We start from the raw sequence: 20,447 nt of genomic DNA, 5'->3' as shown, positions 1-20,447 counted from the left end.
GCTACCGCACGCCCGCGCCGGGCCACAGCACCACGCGCAGCGTCTGGAGGATGATCAGCACGTCGAACAGCACGCTGAAGTTCTTCACGTAGTAGAGGTCATAGGAGAGCTTTGAGCGCGCATCGTCGAGCGAGGCGCCGTAGGGGTAGTTGATCTGCGCCCAGCCGGTGAGCCCCGCGTGCACGAGATGACGCTCGTTGTAGAGCGGCAGCTTGGCTGCAAGCTCGGCGACGAACTCGGGCCGTTCGGGCCGGGGCCCGACAAAGGACATGTCGCCCTTGAGGATGTTGATCAGCTGCGGCAGCTCGTCGAGTCGCGTGCGGCGCAGGAACCGGCCGATCTTCGTCACGCGCGGATCGCCCACCTGGGCCCAGACGGCGCCCTGCCGCTCGGCGTTCTGCGTCATGGTGCGGAGCTTCATGATCCGGAACACCCGGCCGCCGCGCGTCACCCGCTCCTGGCGGTACAGTGCCGGCCCGCCATCCTGCGCCTTCACCGCAACCGCGGCGGCTGCCAGGAACGGTGCGGTGAGGAACAGCAGGACCGCGCTCGCGGCGATGTCCAGCGCGCGCTTCAGCACCAGGTCCACCATCGTGAAGGTGAACCCGTCCGAGTAGAGCAGCCAGCCATAGTCGAGCCGCTTCACGTCGACCCGGCCGATCTCCTTCTCGAGGAAGCGGTGGTACTCGAACACCGGAAAGCCGGCCGTGCGGCAGGCCAGCAGCGCCTCCATCGGCATGCCGCGCCGCTCGTCCGGGGCGACCACGATCAGGTCCGTGCCGATCTCCTCCGCGATGGTCCGGAAGCCGCGCGATGCGGAGATGATCCGGTTGCCAGCATCTTCCGCAAGCCTCGGATCGATCTCGCCCATCGACGGCTCGTGGACGAAGGTGATGTCGAAGCCGAGCGTCCGGCCCTCGCGCTTGAGCAGCCACACCATGTCCCAGGCCCGCTGCCCGGCGCCGACGATCATGAGCCGCCGGCGGAACGCACCGCGTTCGAGCAGCGCGAACAGGATGATGCGCGCGAACCAGCCGAGCGGAACAAGACCGAGGATCGCCGCGGCGAGAAGGTTCGCCGACCCCGCGGTCGCGAAGGGAGGCGGCAGGAAATATGCGGCGCCCGAAGCGACCAAACCGCCGAGCCCAGCCGCGATCGGGACGCGACCGAGCGACTTGCGCGTCTCGAGCAGTGCATCGCGGCGGTAGAGGCCAAGGGCATAGAGAAACAGCAGGAACGCCAGCGGGTGCATCAGGAGCGGGATCAGCCCCGGCTGGTTCTGCGGCGGCACGGGGATCAGCGCGATCCCTGCGATGATCGGCCAGCCGAGAGCAAGCAGCACGGCGTCGGTCGCCAGCAGCGCCAGGCCGGCGGAAAGTCCTGGGACGGTTGGAACTGCCATCGAGAAGCGCGTGTCGCGGTCCGGTTGGGGGGCCGCACGGCGGTCAGCGAGGGGAGGCTGCCGGGCGGCGGCCCAAGGATGTAGCGCGCCGCATGCCTGGGTGTCGACTACCGGATCGTTGCAGATCAAGACACCAGCGGCTCGCCAGGCAAGGTCAGCCGATCCGGGACAGCCCCGAGAGCGCGCCGACCAGGGCGCCAAGCGACGACACGTCCCGAGCTTGCCCGCCGCTGGCGACAGGCGCCTGCGTCATCTGCGCGGCAAGCGCGGTCGCCGGGGCGAACCGCCGTGGTCACGCGCGGTCGCGGCGGCGAGCCGCAGGTCCTTGCGCATCAGTTCGGAGCGGAAGCCGGGCGTGTCGTTGCCGTCGATGATCCGCCGCGCGTGGTTCTCGAGTACGAAGGAGCGCGCCGAGCCGCCGAGCAGGGCCGCGCATCACCTCGGCCGGCGTGCCGGCGCATCGTGCGCCCATGGCGTCGAGGGCAGCGGCCTTGACGCGGGTGCGGGTCTGCACCGTCAAGGCGAAGCCCGCGTGCCCTGTATTCGCCGCCATCGCCGCCGCCATCACGCCGAGGCCGATGAAGGCGACCGGCGCCGGCGGGGCGATCGGCTCGCGTGTTGTCATGAGGAGGTCTCCTCCGCCGCGGGCCATCGGCGCACCACCAGTGCATCCAGCATGGCCACGCCCTCTCCCTCGCGCCGGACCAGCAGCGGATTGATCTCCGCCTCCATCACCTCCGGCAAGGCGGCGATGCGCGAGACCGCAGCGACCGTCTCGGCGAGCGCGGCGAGGTCGCCACGGTCACGGCCACGCGCGCCCCGCAGATGCGCGAGCGGCGCGGCCTCGACCAGGGTCTGCGCCTGACCGGGCGACAGCGGCGCGGGCGCGATCGCCGGCGGCGGCATCAGCTCCGCGAGCACGCCGCCCGCACCCAGCACCACGACAGCGCCGGCCTGCGGATCACGCCGGAACCCGACCAGCGCCTCGCCCACCCCGCGTTGCATCGGCGCGAGCAGGAACCCCCGCACAGGGACGCCGGACAGCCGCGCGCGCATCGCACGGATCGCGGTGCGAAGCGCCTCCGCGTCCTCCAGGTCCAGCGCTACGGCGCCGGACTCGGTCTTGTGCGGCAGGACGGACGAGACCGCCTTCAGCGCAAGCGGGAAGCCTAGCCGGTGCGCAACCGCATCGATCGTGTCGGGGCTGCTGACCAGCTCGGCACCGCCGTCGGGCACGCCGAGCGCGGCGAACACCGCGCGCGCCTGCCACTCATCGAGCACGGGGCCGTCCGCGGCGACGAGCACTCGTGCGGCCTCAGCGACATCGCCCACCTCGACCGCCGCCGTCGGCACGCGCCACAGGATCCGTGCCCGTAGCGCATCGGCTGCCGCCTCCGGCGTGCGGAAGCAGGCGATTCCCGCGGCTGCGAGCCGTCGCGCACTCTCCGGGGCGTCGGGTGCGAGGAAGGCGGCGACGGGCTTGCCCGCCCCCCCGCTCGCCGCGCGCAGCACGCCGGCCACGCTGTCCTCGGGCCGGAACTGCGCCGACGAGCCGATCACCGCGACCGCCGCATCCGATCGCTGATCGGCGAGCGCGGCCCCGAGCGCCTCGGCGATCCGGTCCGGCTGCGTTCCGGCGAGCGTCATGTCGCGCACCTCGGCCGCCGCAATCCCGGCAAGCCCGAGGCGATCGACCACCAGCGCCGCCGCCCCGCCGGTCGTCGTGACGACCGAGATCGCGCGGCGCGGCGTGGCCAGCGGGCGGGCGGACGCGAACAGCGGCGCCGCCTCGATCAGCGCTTCGAAACTGTCGAGCCGCGCGATGCCGCTTGCCGCCAGCAGCGCGTCCACCGCCGCATCCGCGCCCGCCACCGCGCCGGTATGCGAGACCGCCATCGCCGCGCCCGATGCCGAGCGGCCGAGCTTGTAGGCGATCACCGCCTTGCCGGCGTCGAACGCGCACGCCGCGGCCGCGCGCAGGCCGCCAGGATCGCGAATCGTTTCGAGGAACAGCGCAATCACGTCGGTGCCGTCGTCCTCGGCGAGCATCGCCAGCAGGTCGGCCGCGCCGAGATCGGCCTCGTTGCCGGTCGCCGCCAGCACCGAGTAGCCGAGCCCGCGCGCGGCCCCGCGGCTCAGGATCGCGCCGATCAGGCTGCCCGAGTGGCTGATCAGCGCGGTGCGGCCCGCCGGCAGCGGCGGCTCCATCGCGAGGACGGCATTGACCGAGAGGGCGGTGCGGGCGGGCACGTTGATCAGCCCGATGCAGTTGGGCCCGAGCAGCCGCACCCCGCCCGCGCGTGCGGCCACGAGCAGGCGCTCCTGCCGTGCCGCGCCCTCGGCGCCCGATTCAGCGAAACCGTCGGACAGGATCATCGCCACCGGAACCTGCCTGCGCGCGCAGGCGACGACCGCCTCCTCGACGCGCTCCGCGCCGAGCAGGATGAAGGCATGGTCAATCGGCCCCGGCGCGTCGTCGAGCGAGGGATACGCACGCTCACCCAGGATCGTCTCCGCGCGCGGGTTGATCGGCAGGATCTCGCCGTCGAAGCCGTGGCGGCGCAGGTGGATCTGCACGCGCGCGGTCAGCCGCGAGGGATCGGCCGAGGCGCCGACGAGGGCGATGCGCCGCGGCGACAGGAGCGCCCGCGCGAGCGGCGTCATGCCCCGGACCGGGGCGGACGCTGCGGGAAGGACCGGCCGAACACGCCCTCGGCGATGCGGTTCCTCATCATCTCCAGCGACCCGCCGGCGATCATCCAGCCGCGCGACTTGCGCAGGCAGTACTCCACCAGCACGTCATCGGAGTAGCCGGTGCCGCCCATCACCTGCATCGCCTCGTTGACCGCGAGCCAGCCGGCCTGGTTGCAGGCGTACTTGGCGATCGCGACCTCCTGCGGATCGGGCAGGCCGCGGCCGGCATTGGCGGCGGCGCGGTAGAGCAGCAGCTGCGCGCCGTCGAGCGCCACGCGCATCTCGGCGAACTTCCACTGCAGCCCCTGGAACTCCATCAGCCTGCGGGCGAACTGCACGCGCGTCTCGGCGTGCTCCTTCGCGATCCGGAACGCGCATTCGCCGACCGCGCGCGACCGCGCGCTGTTGCCGACGCGCTCGACATTGAAGCCGGCGATCTGCTTGCGGAACCCACCTTCCTTCAGGAGCACGTGCTCGGGCGGGATGAACACGTTGTCGAAATGCAATGGCCGCCAGATCTCGCCGTTCAGGTAGCGCCGCCTCTCGCCAAGGGTGAACCCGTCCATGCCGCGTTCGAGGATCACGCTGCCGATCCCCTCCGTGCCGGGGCCGAAGCGGCAGTAGATCAGGAACACCGAAGCGTCGTCGCTGTTCGAGGTGAACACCTTGCCGCCGTTCAGCCGGAAGCCGTTGCCGTCCGGCGTGCAGGAGGAGCGCAGATCGGTCAGCGCCGAGCCCGCCTCGGGCTCGGTCATGCCGACGGCGCAGATCGCCCTGCCGGCAAGCAGCGGCGCGAACCAGCGCTCCTTCTGCGTCGGTGTCGCGTACTCGGCGAAGGTGCGGAAGGCGCCGAAATTGCCGGCCTGGAGCACATCGGCCGAGCGCGGACAGACGCTCGCGACCTCCTCGGCCGCGAGCACCGCGTCCATCAGCGTGCCGCCCTGCCCGCCATCCTCCTCCGCGAGCATGATGCCGAACAGGCCGCTCTCCGCCATGAGCGCGGCGATGTCCCAGGGGAAGTCCTCGGCATGCGCGCGCACGACCGCGCCGGCGGCGAGATGACGCTCGGCGAAGCGTCGCACGCTCTCCCGAAAGGCGCGCTGCTCCGGGGTCAGGTGGAAATCCATGTCGCGGCCGTTCCCTTCTCACTCGCACGCACCGACGGCGGCGATCAGCGCCCGGCAGATGGCATCAGATCGCCCTACGCGTCCAAACCGGCACGGCCAAGATCGGTACAGCGAACGGCTTGGCCAGTGCTACGGCGCCTGGCCGGCCAGGTAAGCGGCGATCGCAGCGCGATCGGTGTCACCGCGGAGCGAGGTTCCGCCCATCCAGATGCCAGGGAACATCGCCTCAGGGTCCCGCAGGAACCGCTCCAGCGTCGCGGGGTCCCAGACCTCACCGGCATCGCGCGCGGCCCTGAGCACGGGTGAATAGTCGTAGTCGGGGTCGCTCGCGACCGCGCGCCCCATCAACCCGCCGAGATTGGGCCCCGCCCCCGCGGGCGCGCCGGACACTGCCGCGTGGCATGACGCACAATGCGTCTCGAACAGCGCCGCACCGTCGGCGGCGAGCGCCGGTGCCGCCACCAGCAGCACCGGCAGCAGTGCCAGCCTCACAGACCGTATTCGATGCGCACCATCCGGTCGGTGCCGCTCTCCCCACCCCAGGCCTCGCCAGCGACGCCGTCCATTTGCCGGACATTGGCGCCCGGTCGGTCTGAAGGGAAGGAGAGGAAAGTTTGGGTCGTCGGGTCGAAGCGGACGATCGCGTTCGCGGCGAAGTCGGTCAGCCACACCTTGTCCGACGGATCGACCCAGACCGAGTAGGCACGTGGGCGCTCGCCCGGCAGCTTCCAGACCTGCCACGAGCCGTCGCGCGGGTCGTGCATCGAGACGTTGCCGCTGTTCCACTCGCTGATCCAGAGCCGCCCCTGGCCGTCGGTCCAGACACGACGCGCGCCCTGGTTCGGGGTCGGCGGCTCGACGATGCGCACGCGCGCGGCCTCAAGGTCCTCGATCTCGGCGAGATAGCTGCCGGCAAGAGAGACGTACCAGATGCCGCCCTGTGGGGTCTTGGTGATGCCGTAGGGCCCGCGGCCGCGCGGCGCCTCCCAGACATCCATCCGCTCGGTTGCCGGCACGAAGCGGCCGATAATGCCGTTCTGGCCGGTGAACCAATAGGTGCCGCGGTCGTCGAACACCCCCGTGTTGAGGTTGGTATTCGGGAACCGCTCCGGCAGGCGCCAGAGGGTCACGCGGTGATCGGCCGGATCGACGCGGGCGACCGCGTTCTGCCCGCCCTCGGTCACCCACGCCGCGCCATCCGGCCCGCGCACCACGCCGTGCGGGCGTGCACCGTCACCGAGGTTCACCACCCGAACAACACCCGTCCGCGGATCAAGCCGGTTCAAGGTGCCATTGCGCTGGCCGCAGAACCAGAACGTTCCGTCGCCGGCTGCCGTGATGTCGCGCGAGCCGACCCGGCCGCTGCCCGGTGTCGAGGCGTCGAAATAGGTCACCCGGTACCCCGGCGGGGAAGGTGTCGCGGCCTCGACACTGCGTCCGCGCAGCAACGGGGGGGCCGCGAGCGTCATGCCGGTCAAGGCGAGAAGGGAACGACGATGCATGGCTACGGTCCTTCTCCGGTCATCCAGCGGGGCAGCCACGGCGATGGCCGAGGGCCTCGCACATACCACTTATCGATCGCTGCGACGGCAATCGCAACGGGTCGCCCCTGCACGCTCCCGTGAGACCGTCCGCCTGTTGGCCCTTCGGACGGGGGCCGGCAGCCAGCACGGCGCGATCCTCCGCGCCGCGGAGCGCGGTTCAGCCCATCCAGATCCCGGGATGGATCGCCTCCGGGTTGCGCAGGAAAGGCTCGAGCCGCTCGCGGTCCCAGACCTCGCCGGCCGCGCGTGCGGCACGCAGGACGGGCAACTGGTCGTGGTCGGAATCGCCCGCGACGGGACGGCCGATCAGCCCGGCGAGATCGGGGCGCGCACTAGGCTGCGAGCCGCTCGCGCCAATGCGCCGGTGACACCCCGTATTCGCGCTTGAAGGCACGGCTGAATGCCTCCTCCGACTCATATCCGACCAGGTGCGCGAGCTGTCCCACGGGCCGGTCCGACTCACGCAGGTGCAGCCGAGCCGCCTGAAGCCGCAGCGCCGTGAGGTAGCGGATCGGCGGCACGCCGATCCGCGCGCGGAACCGGTCCATGAACGCGCTGCGCGACATCGCGACCGCGCGCGCGAGCCTCTCCGCAGTCCAGGGCGCGCGAAGATCGCCGTGCATCAGTGCGAGCGCGCGCCCGATCTGCGGATCGGCGAGCCCGTTCAGCCAGCCGGTCTCGGCGGCAGGGCGCTGCGCGGTGTAGTGCCGGACCGCCTCGACCAGCAGCACCTCGGAGAGCCGCGTCATCACGTTCGAGGTCGCGAGCCGCCCCTCGGTCAGCTCCTGCGCGGCGAACCGAACCGAGGCCTCGATCCAGTCGCGCGACGCGGCCGCGCGGATGTCGAGAGTCAGCAGGCGCGGCAGCGACGCCAGCAACACAGCGTGCTCGTCCTCGCTGCCGAGGAAGCCGCAGATCATGTGCACCGCCGCGCCGCCGCCACCATGCACGATGCGCGCAAGCCCGCCTTCCGGCGCGTGCTGGATCAGCGCATCGGCTTCGGCCGGTTCGAGCCCTGGGCCGCTCGCCATCACGTGGTCGTCGTTGCGCGTCAGCAGCGCGATCTCGCCCGCGCGCACCCGCACAGGCGGCTCGTTGCCGATCGACAGCACGAGCTCGCCCGCGATGACGACGTGATACGCGATCACCTGGGTCGGCTTCGCGAGGAACCCACTCCAGTCCGCCGCGGTGAGGCGGGTGCGCACGCACCATGGCGCAGTGAAGCGCGCATCGACAAACACGCCGCCCGAGAGGCGCACCGAGCGCAGCACGGCCGACAGTGGATCCGCCATCGCAACCACCCTGATGTTCTGGACGCGCGGCCAGATGATCCGGTTCCGTAGTCATTCCCGTGCGGGGTGACGTCCTGTATCCACGGCCATGCGATGACCGCGATCAGCATACACGCCCCGCGCAGCGATCACCTCGCCTCCGTCCAGGCCATACGCTCCTGGCAAGGCAGCGGATCACGCGCGTGTTTCGGGCGTGTTGCAGCATGGTGCTGCGCACGCGGCGGTCAAGACACGAGATGGAGACCACGATGACCACCGACACACTCGCGACCCCCTCCCCGCCCGATCTCGCCGCGATCAAGCAGCGCCAGCAGGCCGCCTGGGCCTCGGGCGACTACGCGGTGGTGGGCACGACGCTGCAGATCGTCGGTGAGCGGCTCTGCGAGGCGATCGACCTGCGCGCCGGTGCTCAGGTGCTCGACGTCGCCGCCGGCAACGGCAACGCGACCCTCGCCGCCGCGCGCCGCTACGCCGAGGTGACCTCGACCGACTATGTCGGCGCCCTGCTCGAGCGTGCGCGCGAGCGAGCGGCGGCGGAACGGCTGCCGGTCACGTTCCAGGAGGCGGATGCCGAGGATCTGCCCTTCCCGGACGGCAGCTTCGATGCCGTGCTCTCCACCTTCGGCGTGATGTTCACGCCCAACCAGGAGAAGGCGGCAGCCGAGATGCTGCGCGTGCTGCGCGTCGGCGGCGCGATCGGGCTGGCCAACTGGACACCCGACAGCTTCATCGGCCAGCTCTTCAAGACCATCGGCAAGCACCTGCCGCCGCCCGCCGGCCTGCGCTCGCCCGCACTCTGGGGCACCGAGGCGCGGCTGAAGGAGCTCTTCCCTGGCCAGTGGGTGCAGGCGACGGTGCAGACCTTCACCTTCCGCTACCGCTCGGCGGCGCACTGGCTGGATGTGTTCCGCACCTGGTACGGGCCGACCAACCGCGCCTTCGCCGCGCTCGACGCGGCGGGCCAGATCGCGCTGGAGGCCGATCTGCTCGCGCTCGCCGGCCAGCACAACCGCGGCGGGCCTGACACGCTGATCGTGCCGTCGAACTACCTCGAAGTGGTGATCATGAAGGCGTAGCACCCTGTTGGCCGACCGGGCGGACGCCGCCGCCCGGTCACGCTTTGCCGACGTCATCGCGCCGCGCTTGCGCCAGGCTGTCAGGACCCTCATGCTGCATCGCAGCAACCATGACAGCCATACTGCCCTTTCAGCGCCTGCCGCTCGCGCGGCTGTTCCGTCCGGCCTCGGTGGCGGTGATCGGCGACGATCCCGCCGCCGCGTCGGTGCTGGCGAACCTGCGGGCGGGCGGCTTCGCCGGCGCGATCCACGCGTTCGCGGCCGACCAACTCGATGCGCCGCCTGCCGCTCCGGATCTCGCCGTGGTTGCGACCATCGGCCCCCCGGATGCGGTGCTCGCGCGTCTCGCCGCGCTTGGCACCGGGGCTGCCATCCTGACCGGGCCGGCACCGGCGACCCCTGGCGCACGGCCGCGCTTCCTCGGCGGCCACGCGCTCGGCCTGATGGTGCCGGGGCTCGGGCTGAATGCGTCGCTCGCCAAGCCGATGCCCCAGCCGGGCCCGCTCGCCCTGGTCGGCCAGTCGCGCGGCTTCGCCCGCGCCGTGCTCGACCACGCCGCCGCCCACGGGCTCGGCTTCAGCCACGTGGTCGGGCTCGGGCGCAACGACGACCTCGGCTTCACCGACACGCTGGACTGGCTGTCGCGCGACCCGGGCACGAGCGCGATCCTGCTCGAGGTCAGCCGGATCAAGCATCGCCGCGGCTTCCTGTCCGCCGCCCGCGCCGCCGCGCGCGGCCGCGTCGTGGTGGCGATCCGCACCGCCCCCGACGCGCCGGCGCCGGATGCCCTGCCGGCGGATGCCGTGTTCGAGGCCGCGTTGCGCCGGGCTGGAATCCTCACTGTCGACGGGCTGGATGCGATGCTGGCCGCGCTCGGCACGCTGACCCGCGCCCGCCCGCTCGACGGCGAGCGGATTGTGGTGGTCTCGGCGACCCGGGCGCTCGGCGGGCTCGTCGCGCGCGCGCTCGCCGGGCAGGGGATCGCGCTCGCGCCCCCGACCGAGGATGCCGCCCAGGCCCTTGAGGTGCTTGTCCCGCCGGGGAACGCACACGCCAACCCGGTGATCCTCGGCGATGATGCGCCGCCCAACCGGCTCGCCGAGGTCGCGGCTGCGCTGGCCGGGCTGCGCGGCGCCGCCGATGCGGTGATCGCGGTGCACGTGCCCGAGGCCGCTGCACCCGGGGTCGCGAGCCCGGCCGCCGAGGCGCTCGCGACCGCCATGGCGATGCCGCGCCGGGTACCGCTGCTCGCGGTCTGGCCGGGCGAGGCAGGCGCGGATCGCCGCCGGCTCGACGCGGCCGGCATCCCCGCCTTCCCGACGCCGGAACGCGCCGCCGCCGCCGCTGGGCTGCTGGTGGAGCATCGCCGCGCCCGCCAGGCCGCGCGCGAGCTTCCGCCGCGCACCGTGCTCTCGGCCACCCCGGATCGCGAGAGCGTCCGGCGGGTCCTCGCCGTCGCGCGGCGTGCGGGGCGCACCACGCTCACCGAGGACGAGGCCTTCGCCGTGCTCGCGGCCTACGGCATCCCGACCGTGCCGACGCGCGTGGCGCGCGATGCCGCGTCGGTCGCGGCCGCAGCTGCGGCCCTCGGGGTCCCGGTCGTGCTGAAGGTCCGCTCGCCCGATCTGCCGCACAAGACCGCGGTGGGCGGGGTGGCGCTCGAGCTCGAGAACGAGGCATCGGTGCGGTTGGCCGCCGAGGCGATGACCGCGCGGGTCGTGCGCCGCGCGCCGGAGGCCCGGCTCGCAGGCTTCCTGGTGCAGCGCCAGGTCGGGCGGCGCGATGCCCAGGAACTCGCGATCCGGCTCGGCCGCGATCCGATGTTCGGCGCGACGATCGGCTTCGGCGCCGGCGGGACGGCGTCTGCGCTGATCGGCGACCGCTCGGTCGGGCTGCCGCCACTGAACCTTCCCCTTGCGGCCGAGCTGGTCCGCCGCAGCCGGATTGCCGGACTGCTGGACGGCCAGCGCGACCGGCCGGTCGTGGACCGGGCCGCGCTCACCGAGGTGCTGGTGCGGATCAGCCAGCTCGCGGTGGACTGGCCCGACATCGCGGCCCTCGACGTGAACCCGCTGATGGCAGGGCCGAGCGGAGTGATGGCAGTGGATGCCTGGATCGCGATCGATCCGGAGCCCGCCACCGGCACGGCGCATCTCGCGATCGCGCCCTATCCGGCCGAGCTGGAGGAGACCGCGCGCCTGCCCGACGGGCGGAGCGCCACGCTGCGCCCGATCCGCCCGGAGGACGCCGAGGCGCATGCCGCGTTCTTCGCCAGGCTCTCGCCCGAGGATGTGCGCCGGCGCTTCTTCGCCTCGATCGCCGCCCTCTCGGCCGAGCAGATCGCGCGCATGACCCAGATCGACTACGACCGCGAGATGGCCTTCATCGCTGCGGCGCCGGGTCCGGACGGTACGCCCGAGACGCTCGGCGTCGTGCGGCTGGTGCGCGATCCGGCCGCGCCCTCAGCCGAGTTCGCGGTGGTGGTGCGCTCGGACCTGAAGGGGCTGGGGCTCGGGCGGACGCTGATGGAGAAGGCGATCGCCTGGGCGCGGGTCGAGGGGCTGCAAAGCATCACCGGCGAGGTGCTGGCCGAGAACCGGCCGATGATCCGCTTCGTCGAGCGGCTGGGCTTCGCGCTCGCCCGGCACGCGGATGACCCCGAGCTGCTGACGGCCCGGCTGGAGCTCAACCGGTAGCGGTCAGCCGCGCGCGGCGCGCACCAGTTCGCGCACGCGCGCGGCCGCAGCCCCGCCCTTGAGCGCGTCGCGCCACAGCGCCTCGGCCACCTTCTGGTGCGTCGCCAGCGCCTCGTCGGCGCCGGTGATCATGGCCACGCCGGTCTGCGATGTCGGGTGAACATCCAGTCGGAACGGGTTGATAGCCAAGTAGGCCCGCTCCCGCGAGCGCAGGATCCGGAACGCGCCGTTGGGTTCGCTCGCGCCCATCAGCCCGAGCTGCACGCCGATCGGCTCCGCCTCCATGAGCGCCGCGATGTTCTCGACCTCGGCCATCGCCACGGCGCGCGCCTGGGCCCGCGCGCGGTCCGACACCGCCACGGCGGCCCCGACTCCCCCTTCGAGGAACCGCTGCAGTGCGCTCACCGTCAGGATCGCGATGATCGACGGCCGGCGCGCCTGGTAGACCTTCTTGCGGCCCTGGAGAATGCCCAGCAGCTGATCCGACTGGGCCCGCAGGGTGGAACGCTCGGGTCCTGCGGCGTCGGCCGCTTCGGCCAGCACTTCGGCCAGCGCCGAATCGAAGGCATCGGACGTGACGAGGTAGGGGGGCTGGCCGGCGACCTGGAGGATCTGGTCGGTGCTCTCCTCGATCACGCGGATGCGGTCGAAATAGACGGTGGCGCGCGAGACGTACTCGACACCGATGCCGAGCAGGCTGAGCGGCGAGATCTTGAGGAGCTCGGCCAGCCGCTTGATGGTGTCAAGCTTGATGACCTCGCCCTTCTCGTAGCGGTAGAGGGCGGCGCGGCTGACGCCGAGCCGGGCGGCGATCTCCTCGGCGCGCAGCCCGGACTCCAGGCGGTACTGCCGAAGCTGCTGGCCGATCTCGGTGAAGCGCATGGTCCCTGTCTCCCGGGCGGAGGCGCACCCTCGGCTGGGCGCAACGCCGTCTCAGTCCTGAGGCGATCCTCTCCGCGCAAGAAATACGCCCCAAGGCGACTCGCTTCAAGGGCGCAATATCGTCCCACGCCACAGACGCAGCGCGCGCATTGCGTCAGCCTTCCGCGACCTTAGACGCGGCGAGCGTCTCGATTGCCTGCACCATCGCCGAGTGATCGAGATCGGCCCCGCCGGCGGCCGCGACGGCGGAGAACATCTGCTGCGCAATCGCGGTGTTGGGCAGGCTCATGTTCATCTCGCGCGCGGACTGCAGCGCCAGGTTCAGGTCCTTCTGGTGCAGCCGGATGCGGAAACCGGGCGCGAAGGTGCGCTTGATCATCCGCTCGGCATGCACTTCGAGGATGCGCGAATTGGCGAAGCCGCCCATCAGGGCCTGCCGCACCTTGGCCGGATCGGCGCCCGCCTTTGCCGCGAAGACAAGGGCTTCCGAGACGGCCTGAAGGTTCAGCGCGACGATGATCTGGTTTGCCACCTTGCAGGTCTGGCCAGCGCCGTTGCCGCCGACGAGGGTGATGTTCTTGCCCATCGCCTCGAACAGCGGCTTGGCCCGCTCGAACGCCGCCTCGGGCCCCCCGACCATGATGGTCAGCGCGGCGTTCTTCGCGCCCACCTCGCCGCCCGAGACCGGCGCGTCGAGATAGTCGCAGCCCTTCTCGTTGATCCGACGCGCGAAGTCCTTGGTCGCGGTCGGCGAGATCGAGGACATGTCGATCACCAGCGTGCCGGGCTTCAGCCCCTCGGCGACACCGCTCGCGCCGAACAGCACGCGCTCGACATCCGGGGTGTCGGGCACCATCAGGATCACCACCTCCGCGCCGGCGGCGACCGCCTTCGCGTCCGCCACCACCGTCGCCGCGGCACGGATCTCGTCGGTCAGGCTGCCGCGCTCCGGCACGATCAGGTCGTGCCCGGCCTTCTTCAGATTGAGCGCCATCGGGCGGCCCATGATGCCAAGGCCGATGAATCCGATCTTCATGCGTGTGTCTCCCTTGGAAGGATGGGGCGTGGGTCAGCCGCGATAGGACTTGAACCAGCCGAGCCCGGCCTCGGTCTCGCCCTTGGGGCGGTACTCGCAGCCGATCCAGCCCGTGTAGCCCAGGCGGTCGATCGCCTCGAACAGGAACGGGTAGTTGATCTCGCCGGTGCCGGGCTCGTTCCGCCCAGGCGTGTCGGCAAGCTGCATGTGCGCGATCAGAGGCAGGTGCGTCTCGATCGCCGGCGTGAGATCGCCCTGCATGATCTGGCGGTGGTAGATGTCGAACTGGATCCTGAGGTTGGGCACGCCGAGCTCGGCGATGATCGCCGCCGCCTCCTCGGTGTAGTTCAGGAAGAAGCCAGGGATGTCGCGGGTGTTGATCGGCTCGATCAGCGCGGTCACGCCGGTCTTGCCGGCGGCCTCGGCGGCAAAGCGCAGGTTCTCGAGATACGTGGCGCGCATCGCGTCCCGGTCGGCCCCCTCGGCCACCAGCCCGGCCATGGCGTGGATGTGCCGGCATCCCAGCGCATCGGCGTATTCCAGCGCCTTGGCCACGCCGGCGCGGAACTCCGCCTCGCGGCCGGGCTGGGCGGCCAGCCCACGCTCGCCCTTCGACCAGTCGCCCGGCACGGTGTTGAACAGCACCACCTCCAGGCCGACCGCGCGCGTCGCCTGGGTCACCTCGCCGGGGCTGTAGTCGTAGGGGAACAGGAACTCGACCGCGCGGAAGCCCGAGGTCGCGGCGCGCTCGAAGCGCTGAAGGAACGGCACGTCGGTGTACATCATCGACAGGTTGGCGGCGAATTTCGGCATGGTGCTTCCCCCGTTCAGGCGCTCGTCGCGCCGTAGTAGAGCATCGTCGTGTGCCTGGCCTCGGCGAAGAACAGCCAGCGCTCGACCAGCGCGCCGGCGAAGGCGAGCACCGCCGCAAGCGCCGCAGCCAGGCTGTTGATCGGCTGGGCGGTCGCCAGCGCGATCACCACGAAGGCGGCCGGCAGCACGATCCCGCCGATCACCGCGATCACGCGCAACCGGCCCGCGTGCTTGCGCGCGATGCGGAAGCCCATCTCCTTGGTCAGGAAGTTCTCGCCGGTATGCGGCGGATCGAGCAGCCGGACCTTGCCGATCCGCCCGAGCCCGGTCGCGGTCTCGGGGGTGGATGCCGCCGGCACGACTTCGAGGAAGGCCCAGTAGCTGCGCTTCACCCACCACGCGGCGGCAAGGCCGAGGATCGCGGCGATGCCGACAGGGCCGGCCGCGCGCTCACCGAACGCGCCGAGCACCGCGAAGGCGAGCGTGAGCCCGGTCGCGGCCCCGAGCGCGAGATAGCCGGGCACCGTCCAATGGTTGCACCAGGCATGGATCGGCTTGAGCGAGCGGTAGATCATCGCCGTGCAGACCACCGTGACGACCGCGCCTGCGGCGGTCAGCAGGCCGAGCAGCACGAGCGTGCCGCGCCCGGGCGCAAAGACGCTGAAGAGCAGCGCGAGCAGCCCGGCCGGCAGGTAGGTCGCGACCGCGGCCACACCCTCGCGCGACAGCCAGGACGAGCGCCACTGGCTGAACGCGCGCCACGCCCGCTCGGGATGGCCGAGATGCAGCGTCGAGGCGAGCAGCCCCGCGCTGATCAGCGCGAGCGCGAGCCCGAAGCCGACGAGGCCGAGCCAGAGCGAGGGCGCGATCGCGCCGAAGGCCGCGAGCAGCGCGAGCGTCGCGAGCAGCCCGTAGCCCGCGCCCGAGGCGACGGTGAAGACGATGACGGAGGGAGCTGGATGCACGGGATCAGCGCGACAGCATACGGTCGACCCAGCCGAGGAAGCCCGAGAGCCCCTCGGTGTCGGGCTCGGCCGGTTGCGGGGCCGGCGCCGGCTTGCCGGGCCGCGGCGGGAGATACTTGTTCACGGGCTTGTAGCCGAGCTCCGGCATCAGGTCGTAGCCGCCGCGCTCGGCGACCAGCCGCGACACCGCGCTGTCAGGGTCGGCGAGGTCGCCGAAGTGGCGCGCATACGCCGGGCAGGTGGAGACGCAGGCGGGCACCCGGTCGGGCTCGGGGATCGTCTCGTTGTAGATGCGATCGACGCAGAGGGTGCATTTCTTCATCACCCCCTCGTCCTCGTCGTACTCGCGCGCGCCGTAGGGGCAGGCCCAGGAGCAGAGCTTGCAGCCGATGCAGGTATCGGGATTGACCAGCACGATCCCGTCCTCGGCGCGCTTGTAGGAGGCGCCGGTGGGGCAGACGGTGACGCATGCAGGCTCGTCGCAGTGCAGGCAGGACTTCGGGAAGTTCACGGTGCGCCCTGCCCTGCCCTCACCCGCCTCGAAGCTGTGGATGCGGTTGAACCACACACCCGTCGCGTTCGCGCCGTAGGGATCGAGATCCGTCAGCGGCGCGGAGTGCCCGCCGGCGTTCCACTCCTTGCAGTTCACCGCGCAGGCATGGCAGCCGACGCAGGTGTCGAGATCGATGACGAGACCGAGGCGCTTCGTCGGCGGCGTGTCGGGCAGGCTGGTCATTCCGCGGCGACCTTGCGGCGCTCGGGGCTGCGGCCGAACTGCGCGCCGTAGCGCAGGATGCCGGGCGCGTGGCCGAGGCCCGGCGGCTTGACGAGCGACGGCAGAGCTGGCTCGGCCGCCGCCGGCGCGACGGTGGCCTTCTCGACGCGCACGCGCAGGTCGTACCACGCGGCCTGCCCCGTGATCGGGTCGGCGTTCGGCAGCGTGCCGTCCGGCAGCATCTCGCTGATCAGGTGGTTGAGCAGGAAGCCGTGCGTCGCCTCGCGCGCGCCCGGATCGAGGTTCCAGGCCCCGGCGCGCTTGCCGATCGCGTTCCAGGTCCAGACCGTGTGCGGCTCCACCCCCTCCATCAGCTTCGCCTGCACGGTGATCTTGCCGTGATGCGAGGTGACGTGCACCCAGTCGTCATCGGCGATGCCGAGCGCCTCGCCCGTCGCGCGGTTCATGTAGAGCCGGTTCTGGCCGTGGATCTGGCGCAGCCAGGCGTTCTGGCTGCCCCAGGAGTGGTACATCGCCGCCGGCCGCTGCGTGACCGCGTAGAGCGGGAAGGCGGCGTCCGACACCATCTGCCCCTCGAAGGGCGGGTGCCACTCGGGCAGCGGATCGCAATGCGTCGCGACGCGCTCGCGCAGATGCTCGGGCGGCTGGATCGGTCCGTGCCCGCGCGCGGCGAGGCGGAAGCGCTGCAACGGCTCGACATAGAGCTGCAGCACGATCGGCTCGGGCTTGCCGATCAGCCCGAAGGCGACGGCGTGATCGAGATACGCCCTGTTGGCGAACTTGAAGAACAGCGCGTCGTGCGGCAGCTCGTAGTGCCAGAACCCGCCATTGGCGATGTAGCGCTCGAGTTGCTTCGGGTTCGGCGCACCCTTGCCGTGGCTCTCGCCGTCCGCGCCGCGCCAGCCGGCGAGCGGGCCGATGCCGGGGCCGCGCTCGTGGTTGACGATGTAGTCGGCGTAGCCGCCGGGGAATCTCGGCGCGCCGTCCTCGGTCACCATGCCCGGCAGGCCGAGCCGCGCGCCGAGCTCCAGCAGCACGTCCTGGAAGGGGCGGACGTCGCGGTCGGGGGCGACGATCGGGTGGCGGATCGCATCGCCCGGCCCCTCGGGCTTGCCGATCGGGCGGTCGAGCAGCGAGATGCAGTCGTATCGTTCCAGATACGTGGTGTCGGGCAGGATCAGATCGGCATAGGGCACGGTCTCGCTGAAGAACGCGTCCGAGTAGATGATGCGCGGGATCCTGTAGGTGCCGTCGGCGTGCTTGTCGGTCAGCATCGCCACCGTGCCGGCGGCGTTCATGGCCGAGTTCCAGGCCATGTTCGCCATGTACAGGAACAGCACGTCGATCGGGTACGGCTCGCCCGCCCAGGCGTTGCGGATGACGAGATGCATCAGCCCGTGTGCGGCGATCGGCGCTTCCCAGGAATAGCCCTGATCCAGCCGCACCGGCCGCCCGTCCGCCTCGACCAGAAGGTCCTCCGGTCCCATCGGGAAGCCGAGCGGCGGGCGCGGCATCGGCGTGTTCGGCGCGAGCTCGCCCGGCTTGCCGCCGGGACGGATCGGCGGCGGGATCGGGCGCGGATAGGGCGACTTGTAGCGCCACGAGCCGGGGGTATCGATCGCGCCGAGCAGCAGTTGCAGCAGATGCAGCGCGCGGCAGGTCTGGAACCCGTTGGCGTGCGCGGAAATGCCGCGCATCGCGTGCAGCGAGACCGGCCGGCCGACGAAACGATCGTGGGTGACGCCGCGCCAGTCGGTCCAGGCCTGCGCGATCTCGATCCGCTCGTCGAAGGCGACGCGCGCAAGCTCGGCGGCGAGCCCGCGGATCTCCTCCGCCGGCAGGCCGGTGACCGCCGCTGCGGCGTCGGCCGAATAGCGCTCGTCGAGATAGCGTTCCACCGTCAGCATGAAGACCGGCTTGGAGCGCCGCCCGTCCGCCAGCGTGGCGGGCTGGGCGAGCGCCGGCCGCACGCCGTCGGCGTTCCAGGGCCTGAGCGAACCGCCGCGATCCAGCACGAGCGGCGTGCCCGCCTCGTCGCGCGCGAACAGCCCGTCATCGGCCGCGCGCGGATCGTCGATCACCAGCCAGCCCGCATTCGTATAGTCCGCGAGGAAGTCGAGATCCACGCGCCGCGATTTCAGCAGCTCGTGCACCAGCGCCAACACGAGCGCGCCGTCCGTGCCGGGGCGGATCGGCACCCAGCGATCGGCGATCGCGGAGTAGCCGGTGCGCACCGGATTGACCGAGATGAAGGTCGCGCCGCGCTTCTTGAGCTCCGCGAGCCCCATCTTGATCGGGTTGCTGTCGTGATCCTCGGCCACGCCGAACATCAGGAACAGCCTGGCGCGCTCGAAATCGGGCTCGCCGAACTCCCAGAACGACCCGCCGAGCGTGTAGAGGCCCGCGGCGGCCATGTTCACCGAACAGAACCCCCCGTGTGCCGCGTAGTTCGGCGTCCCAAAGGCCTGCGCCCACCAGCCGGTGAGCCCCTGGCTCTGGTCGCGTCCGGTGTAGAAGGCGAGCTTGCGCGGATCGGTCGCGCGCGCCTCGCGCAGCCAGGCCTCGGCGGTCGCCAGCGCCTCGTCCCATTCGATCTCGGCGAAGTCGCCCGAGCCGCGCTCGCCCACACGCTTCAAGGGCTTGCGCAGCCGTGCCGGCGAGTAGTGGTTCATGATCCCGGCCGAACCCTTGGCGCAGAGCACGCCCTTGTTCACCGGATGGTCGCGGTTGCCCTCGATGTAGCGGATCTGCCCGTTCTTCAGGTGCACGCGGATGCCGCAGCGGCAGGCGCACATGTAGCAGGTGGTGCACTTCACCTCGTCCGAGACGGGTGGCGAAGGATCGAGACGTTCCATGCAGGGGTCCTGGCGGCTCCGGCGCCGGACGCTAGGTGCTGGCAGCCTGGGCGTCAAATGCCCCGGCGTGGCTTTTCCGGCTGGCCCGTGCCGAGTAGGGTCGCCGATCCATCGGAGGAGCGCGATGACATCCTGGTCGCCCGAGTTTTCCACCCGCCCCGAGGTGCTGGGCACATTCGGCGTGGTCGCGTCGACGCACTGGATCGCCTCCGCGGTCGGCATGGGCGTGCTCGAGCGCGGGGGCAACGCGTTCGATGCCGCGGTCGCCGCCGGGTTCACGCTCCAGGTGGCCGAGCCGCATCTGAACGGGCCTGCCGGCGACGTGCCGATCATCCTCCACAGCGCGCGCGAGAACCGTCAGCGCGTGATCTGCGGCCAAGGTCCGGCGCCCGAAGCGGCGACGGTCACGAAGCTGCGCGACGAGCTCGGCCTCGACCTCGTGCCCGGCACCGGTCTGCTGCCCGCCGTGGTGCCCGGCGCGTTCGATGCCTGGATGCTGATGCTGCGCGATCACGGCACGATCTCGGTGGCCGAAGCGCTCGCCCCCGCGATCGGCTACGCGCGCGACGGCGTGCCGCTGGTGCCGCGCATCCCGGCGACGATCGCGACCATGCAGCCGCTATTCGAGCAGGAGTGGACAACCTCCGCCGCCGTGTTCCTGCCCGGCGGCAAGGTGCCCGCGCCCGGCTCGCTGTTCCGCAACACCGCACTTGCCGAGACCTACACGCGCATCGTGCGCGAGGCCGAGGCGGCCGGGTCCGACCGTGTGGCGCAGATCGATGCCGCGCGCGCCGCCTGGTATCGCGGCTTCGTCGCCGAGGCGATCGACCGCTTCATGCGCAGCGCCGAGATCATGGACGTCACCGGACGGCGCCACCGCGGCCTGCTGTCGGCGGATGATCTCGCCCGCTGGTCTGCCTCCTACGAGGACCCGCTCACCTACGATTACGCCGGCGTGACGGTGCTGAAATGCGGCGTCTGGAGCCAGGGCCCCGCCTATCTGCAGACGCTGGCGCTGCTGAAGCGCTTCGACCTCGCGGCGATGGGGCCGGTTTCGGCCGCGTTCCTGCACACGGTGATCGAGGCGCAGAAGCTCGCCTTCGCCGACCGCGAGGCCTGGTACGGCGATCCGGACTTCGTCGATGTTCCGATCGCGCATCTTCTGTCGGACGGGTACAACGACGCGCGCCGCAAGCTGATCGGCGATCGCGCCTCGATGGAGCTCCGCCCCGGCGAGGTGCCTGGGCGGGCCACCCCCTGGGTCGATCACGCGGCGAAGGACCGTTCGGCCGCGAGCTATGGCAGCAATGTCGGCGCGGGCGAGCCCAC

At 71.5% G+C, this 20,447-nt stretch carries 16 protein-coding genes and 1 pseudogene; 3 read left to right on the top strand and 14 right to left on the bottom strand.

What is annotated here, in order from left to right:
• Position 1 precedes the first annotated feature (1 nt).
• The 8 genes and pseudogenes from ACTIFU_RS07215 to ACTIFU_RS07180 form a co-directional block, all read right to left on the bottom strand.
• Entirely contained in the window at positions 2-1,402 is a 1,401-nt protein-coding gene (locus ACTIFU_RS07215; protein ID WP_439577623.1) for a TIGR03013 family XrtA/PEP-CTERM system glycosyltransferase, read from the bottom strand.
• A gap of 249 nt (positions 1,403-1,651) precedes the next feature.
• Complete coding sequence (locus ACTIFU_RS07210; protein ID WP_439577640.1) at positions 1,652-1,774, bottom strand: hypothetical protein; 123 nt, start codon at positions 1,772-1,774, stop codon at positions 1,652-1,654.
• 67 nt (positions 1,775-1,841) lie between these two features.
• Positions 1,842-2,027, bottom strand: a pseudogene (locus ACTIFU_RS07205) (NAD(P)-binding domain-containing protein); the annotation flags it as partial.
• The gene (locus ACTIFU_RS07200) at positions 2,024-4,066 is read right to left on the bottom strand and encodes an acetate--CoA ligase family protein (protein WP_439577622.1); all 2,043 of its coding nucleotides are present in this window, start codon (positions 4,064-4,066) and stop codon (positions 2,024-2,026) included. The gene ACTIFU_RS07200 and the pseudogene ACTIFU_RS07205, both read right to left, overlap by 4 nt.
• Positions 4,063-5,223 carry an acyl-CoA dehydrogenase family protein gene (locus tag ACTIFU_RS07195; protein WP_439577621.1) on the bottom strand — a complete coding sequence of 387 codons (1,161 nt, stop codon included), beginning with the start codon at positions 5,221-5,223 and terminating at the stop codon, positions 4,063-4,065. Before ACTIFU_RS07195 ends, ACTIFU_RS07200 begins: the two co-directional genes overlap by 4 nt.
• A gap of 129 nt (positions 5,224-5,352) precedes the next feature.
• Positions 5,353-5,715 (bottom strand): c-type cytochrome, encoded by a 363-nt coding sequence (locus ACTIFU_RS07190; protein ID WP_439577620.1) that lies wholly within the window; start codon positions 5,713-5,715, stop codon positions 5,353-5,355.
• Positions 5,712-6,725 (bottom strand): Vgb family protein, encoded by a 1,014-nt coding sequence (locus ACTIFU_RS07185; protein ID WP_439577619.1) that lies wholly within the window; start codon positions 6,723-6,725, stop codon positions 5,712-5,714. Before ACTIFU_RS07185 ends, ACTIFU_RS07190 begins: the two co-directional genes overlap by 4 nt.
• A 374-nt stretch (positions 6,726-7,099) precedes the next feature.
• On the bottom strand, positions 7,100-8,059 hold the full coding sequence (locus ACTIFU_RS07180; protein WP_439577618.1) for a cupin domain-containing protein: 960 nt from the start codon (positions 8,057-8,059) through the stop codon (positions 7,100-7,102).
• Positions 8,060-8,307: 248 nt separating this feature from the next.
• On the opposite strand from ACTIFU_RS07180, the gene ACTIFU_RS07175 reads away from it, so the two are divergent.
• Positions 8,308-9,135 (top strand): class I SAM-dependent methyltransferase, encoded by an 828-nt coding sequence (locus tag ACTIFU_RS07175; protein WP_439577617.1) that lies wholly within the window; start codon positions 8,308-8,310, stop codon positions 9,133-9,135.
• Between the two features lie 110 nt (positions 9,136-9,245).
• Complete coding sequence (locus ACTIFU_RS07170) at positions 9,246-11,831, top strand: bifunctional acetate--CoA ligase family protein/GNAT family N-acetyltransferase (RefSeq protein WP_439577616.1); 2,586 nt, start codon at positions 9,246-9,248, stop codon at positions 11,829-11,831.
• 3 nt (positions 11,832-11,834) lie between these two features.
• On the opposite strand, the gene ACTIFU_RS07165 is transcribed toward ACTIFU_RS07170, so the two are convergent.
• From ACTIFU_RS07165 to ACTIFU_RS07140, 6 genes are all read right to left on the bottom strand, one after another.
• Positions 11,835-12,713, bottom strand: a complete 879-nt coding sequence (locus tag ACTIFU_RS07165; RefSeq protein ID WP_439577615.1) for a helix-turn-helix domain-containing protein — start codon at positions 12,711-12,713, stop codon at positions 11,835-11,837.
• 154 nt (positions 12,714-12,867) lie between these two features.
• Positions 12,868-13,749 (bottom strand): 2-hydroxy-3-oxopropionate reductase, encoded by an 882-nt coding sequence (locus ACTIFU_RS07160; protein ID WP_439577614.1) that lies wholly within the window; start codon positions 13,747-13,749, stop codon positions 12,868-12,870.
• A 33-nt stretch (positions 13,750-13,782) separates the two neighbouring features.
• The gene (gene otnI, locus ACTIFU_RS07155) at positions 13,783-14,562 is read right to left on the bottom strand and encodes a 2-oxo-tetronate isomerase (protein ID WP_439577613.1); all 780 of its coding nucleotides are present in this window, start codon (positions 14,560-14,562) and stop codon (positions 13,783-13,785) included.
• A 14-nt stretch (positions 14,563-14,576) separates the two neighbouring features.
• Positions 14,577-15,527 carry a dimethyl sulfoxide reductase anchor subunit family protein gene (locus ACTIFU_RS07150; RefSeq protein WP_439577612.1) on the bottom strand — a complete coding sequence of 317 codons (951 nt, stop codon included), beginning with the start codon at positions 15,525-15,527 and terminating at the stop codon, positions 14,577-14,579.
• Between the two features lie 4 nt (positions 15,528-15,531).
• Positions 15,532-16,263, bottom strand: a complete 732-nt coding sequence (locus ACTIFU_RS07145) for a 4Fe-4S dicluster domain-containing protein (protein WP_439577611.1) — start codon at positions 16,261-16,263, stop codon at positions 15,532-15,534.
• Positions 16,260-19,118 carry a molybdopterin oxidoreductase family protein gene (locus ACTIFU_RS07140; RefSeq protein ID WP_439577610.1) on the bottom strand — a complete coding sequence of 953 codons (2,859 nt, stop codon included), beginning with the start codon at positions 19,116-19,118 and terminating at the stop codon, positions 16,260-16,262. Before ACTIFU_RS07140 ends, ACTIFU_RS07145 begins: the two co-directional genes overlap by 4 nt.
• A gap of 124 nt (positions 19,119-19,242) precedes the next feature.
• Between ACTIFU_RS07140 and ACTIFU_RS07135 the strand changes: the two genes are divergently transcribed.
• On the top strand, positions 19,243-20,447 hold a 1,205-nt coding region (locus tag ACTIFU_RS07135), incomplete at its 3' end, for a gamma-glutamyltransferase family protein (RefSeq protein ID WP_439577609.1).

Source organism: Elioraea sp. (assembly GCF_051860475.1).
GTDB lineage: Bacteria > Pseudomonadota > Alphaproteobacteria > Acetobacterales > Acetobacteraceae > Elioraea.
Note: the sequence above shows the minus strand (reverse complement) of the source record. Positions and strands in the feature narration are given on the sequence as shown.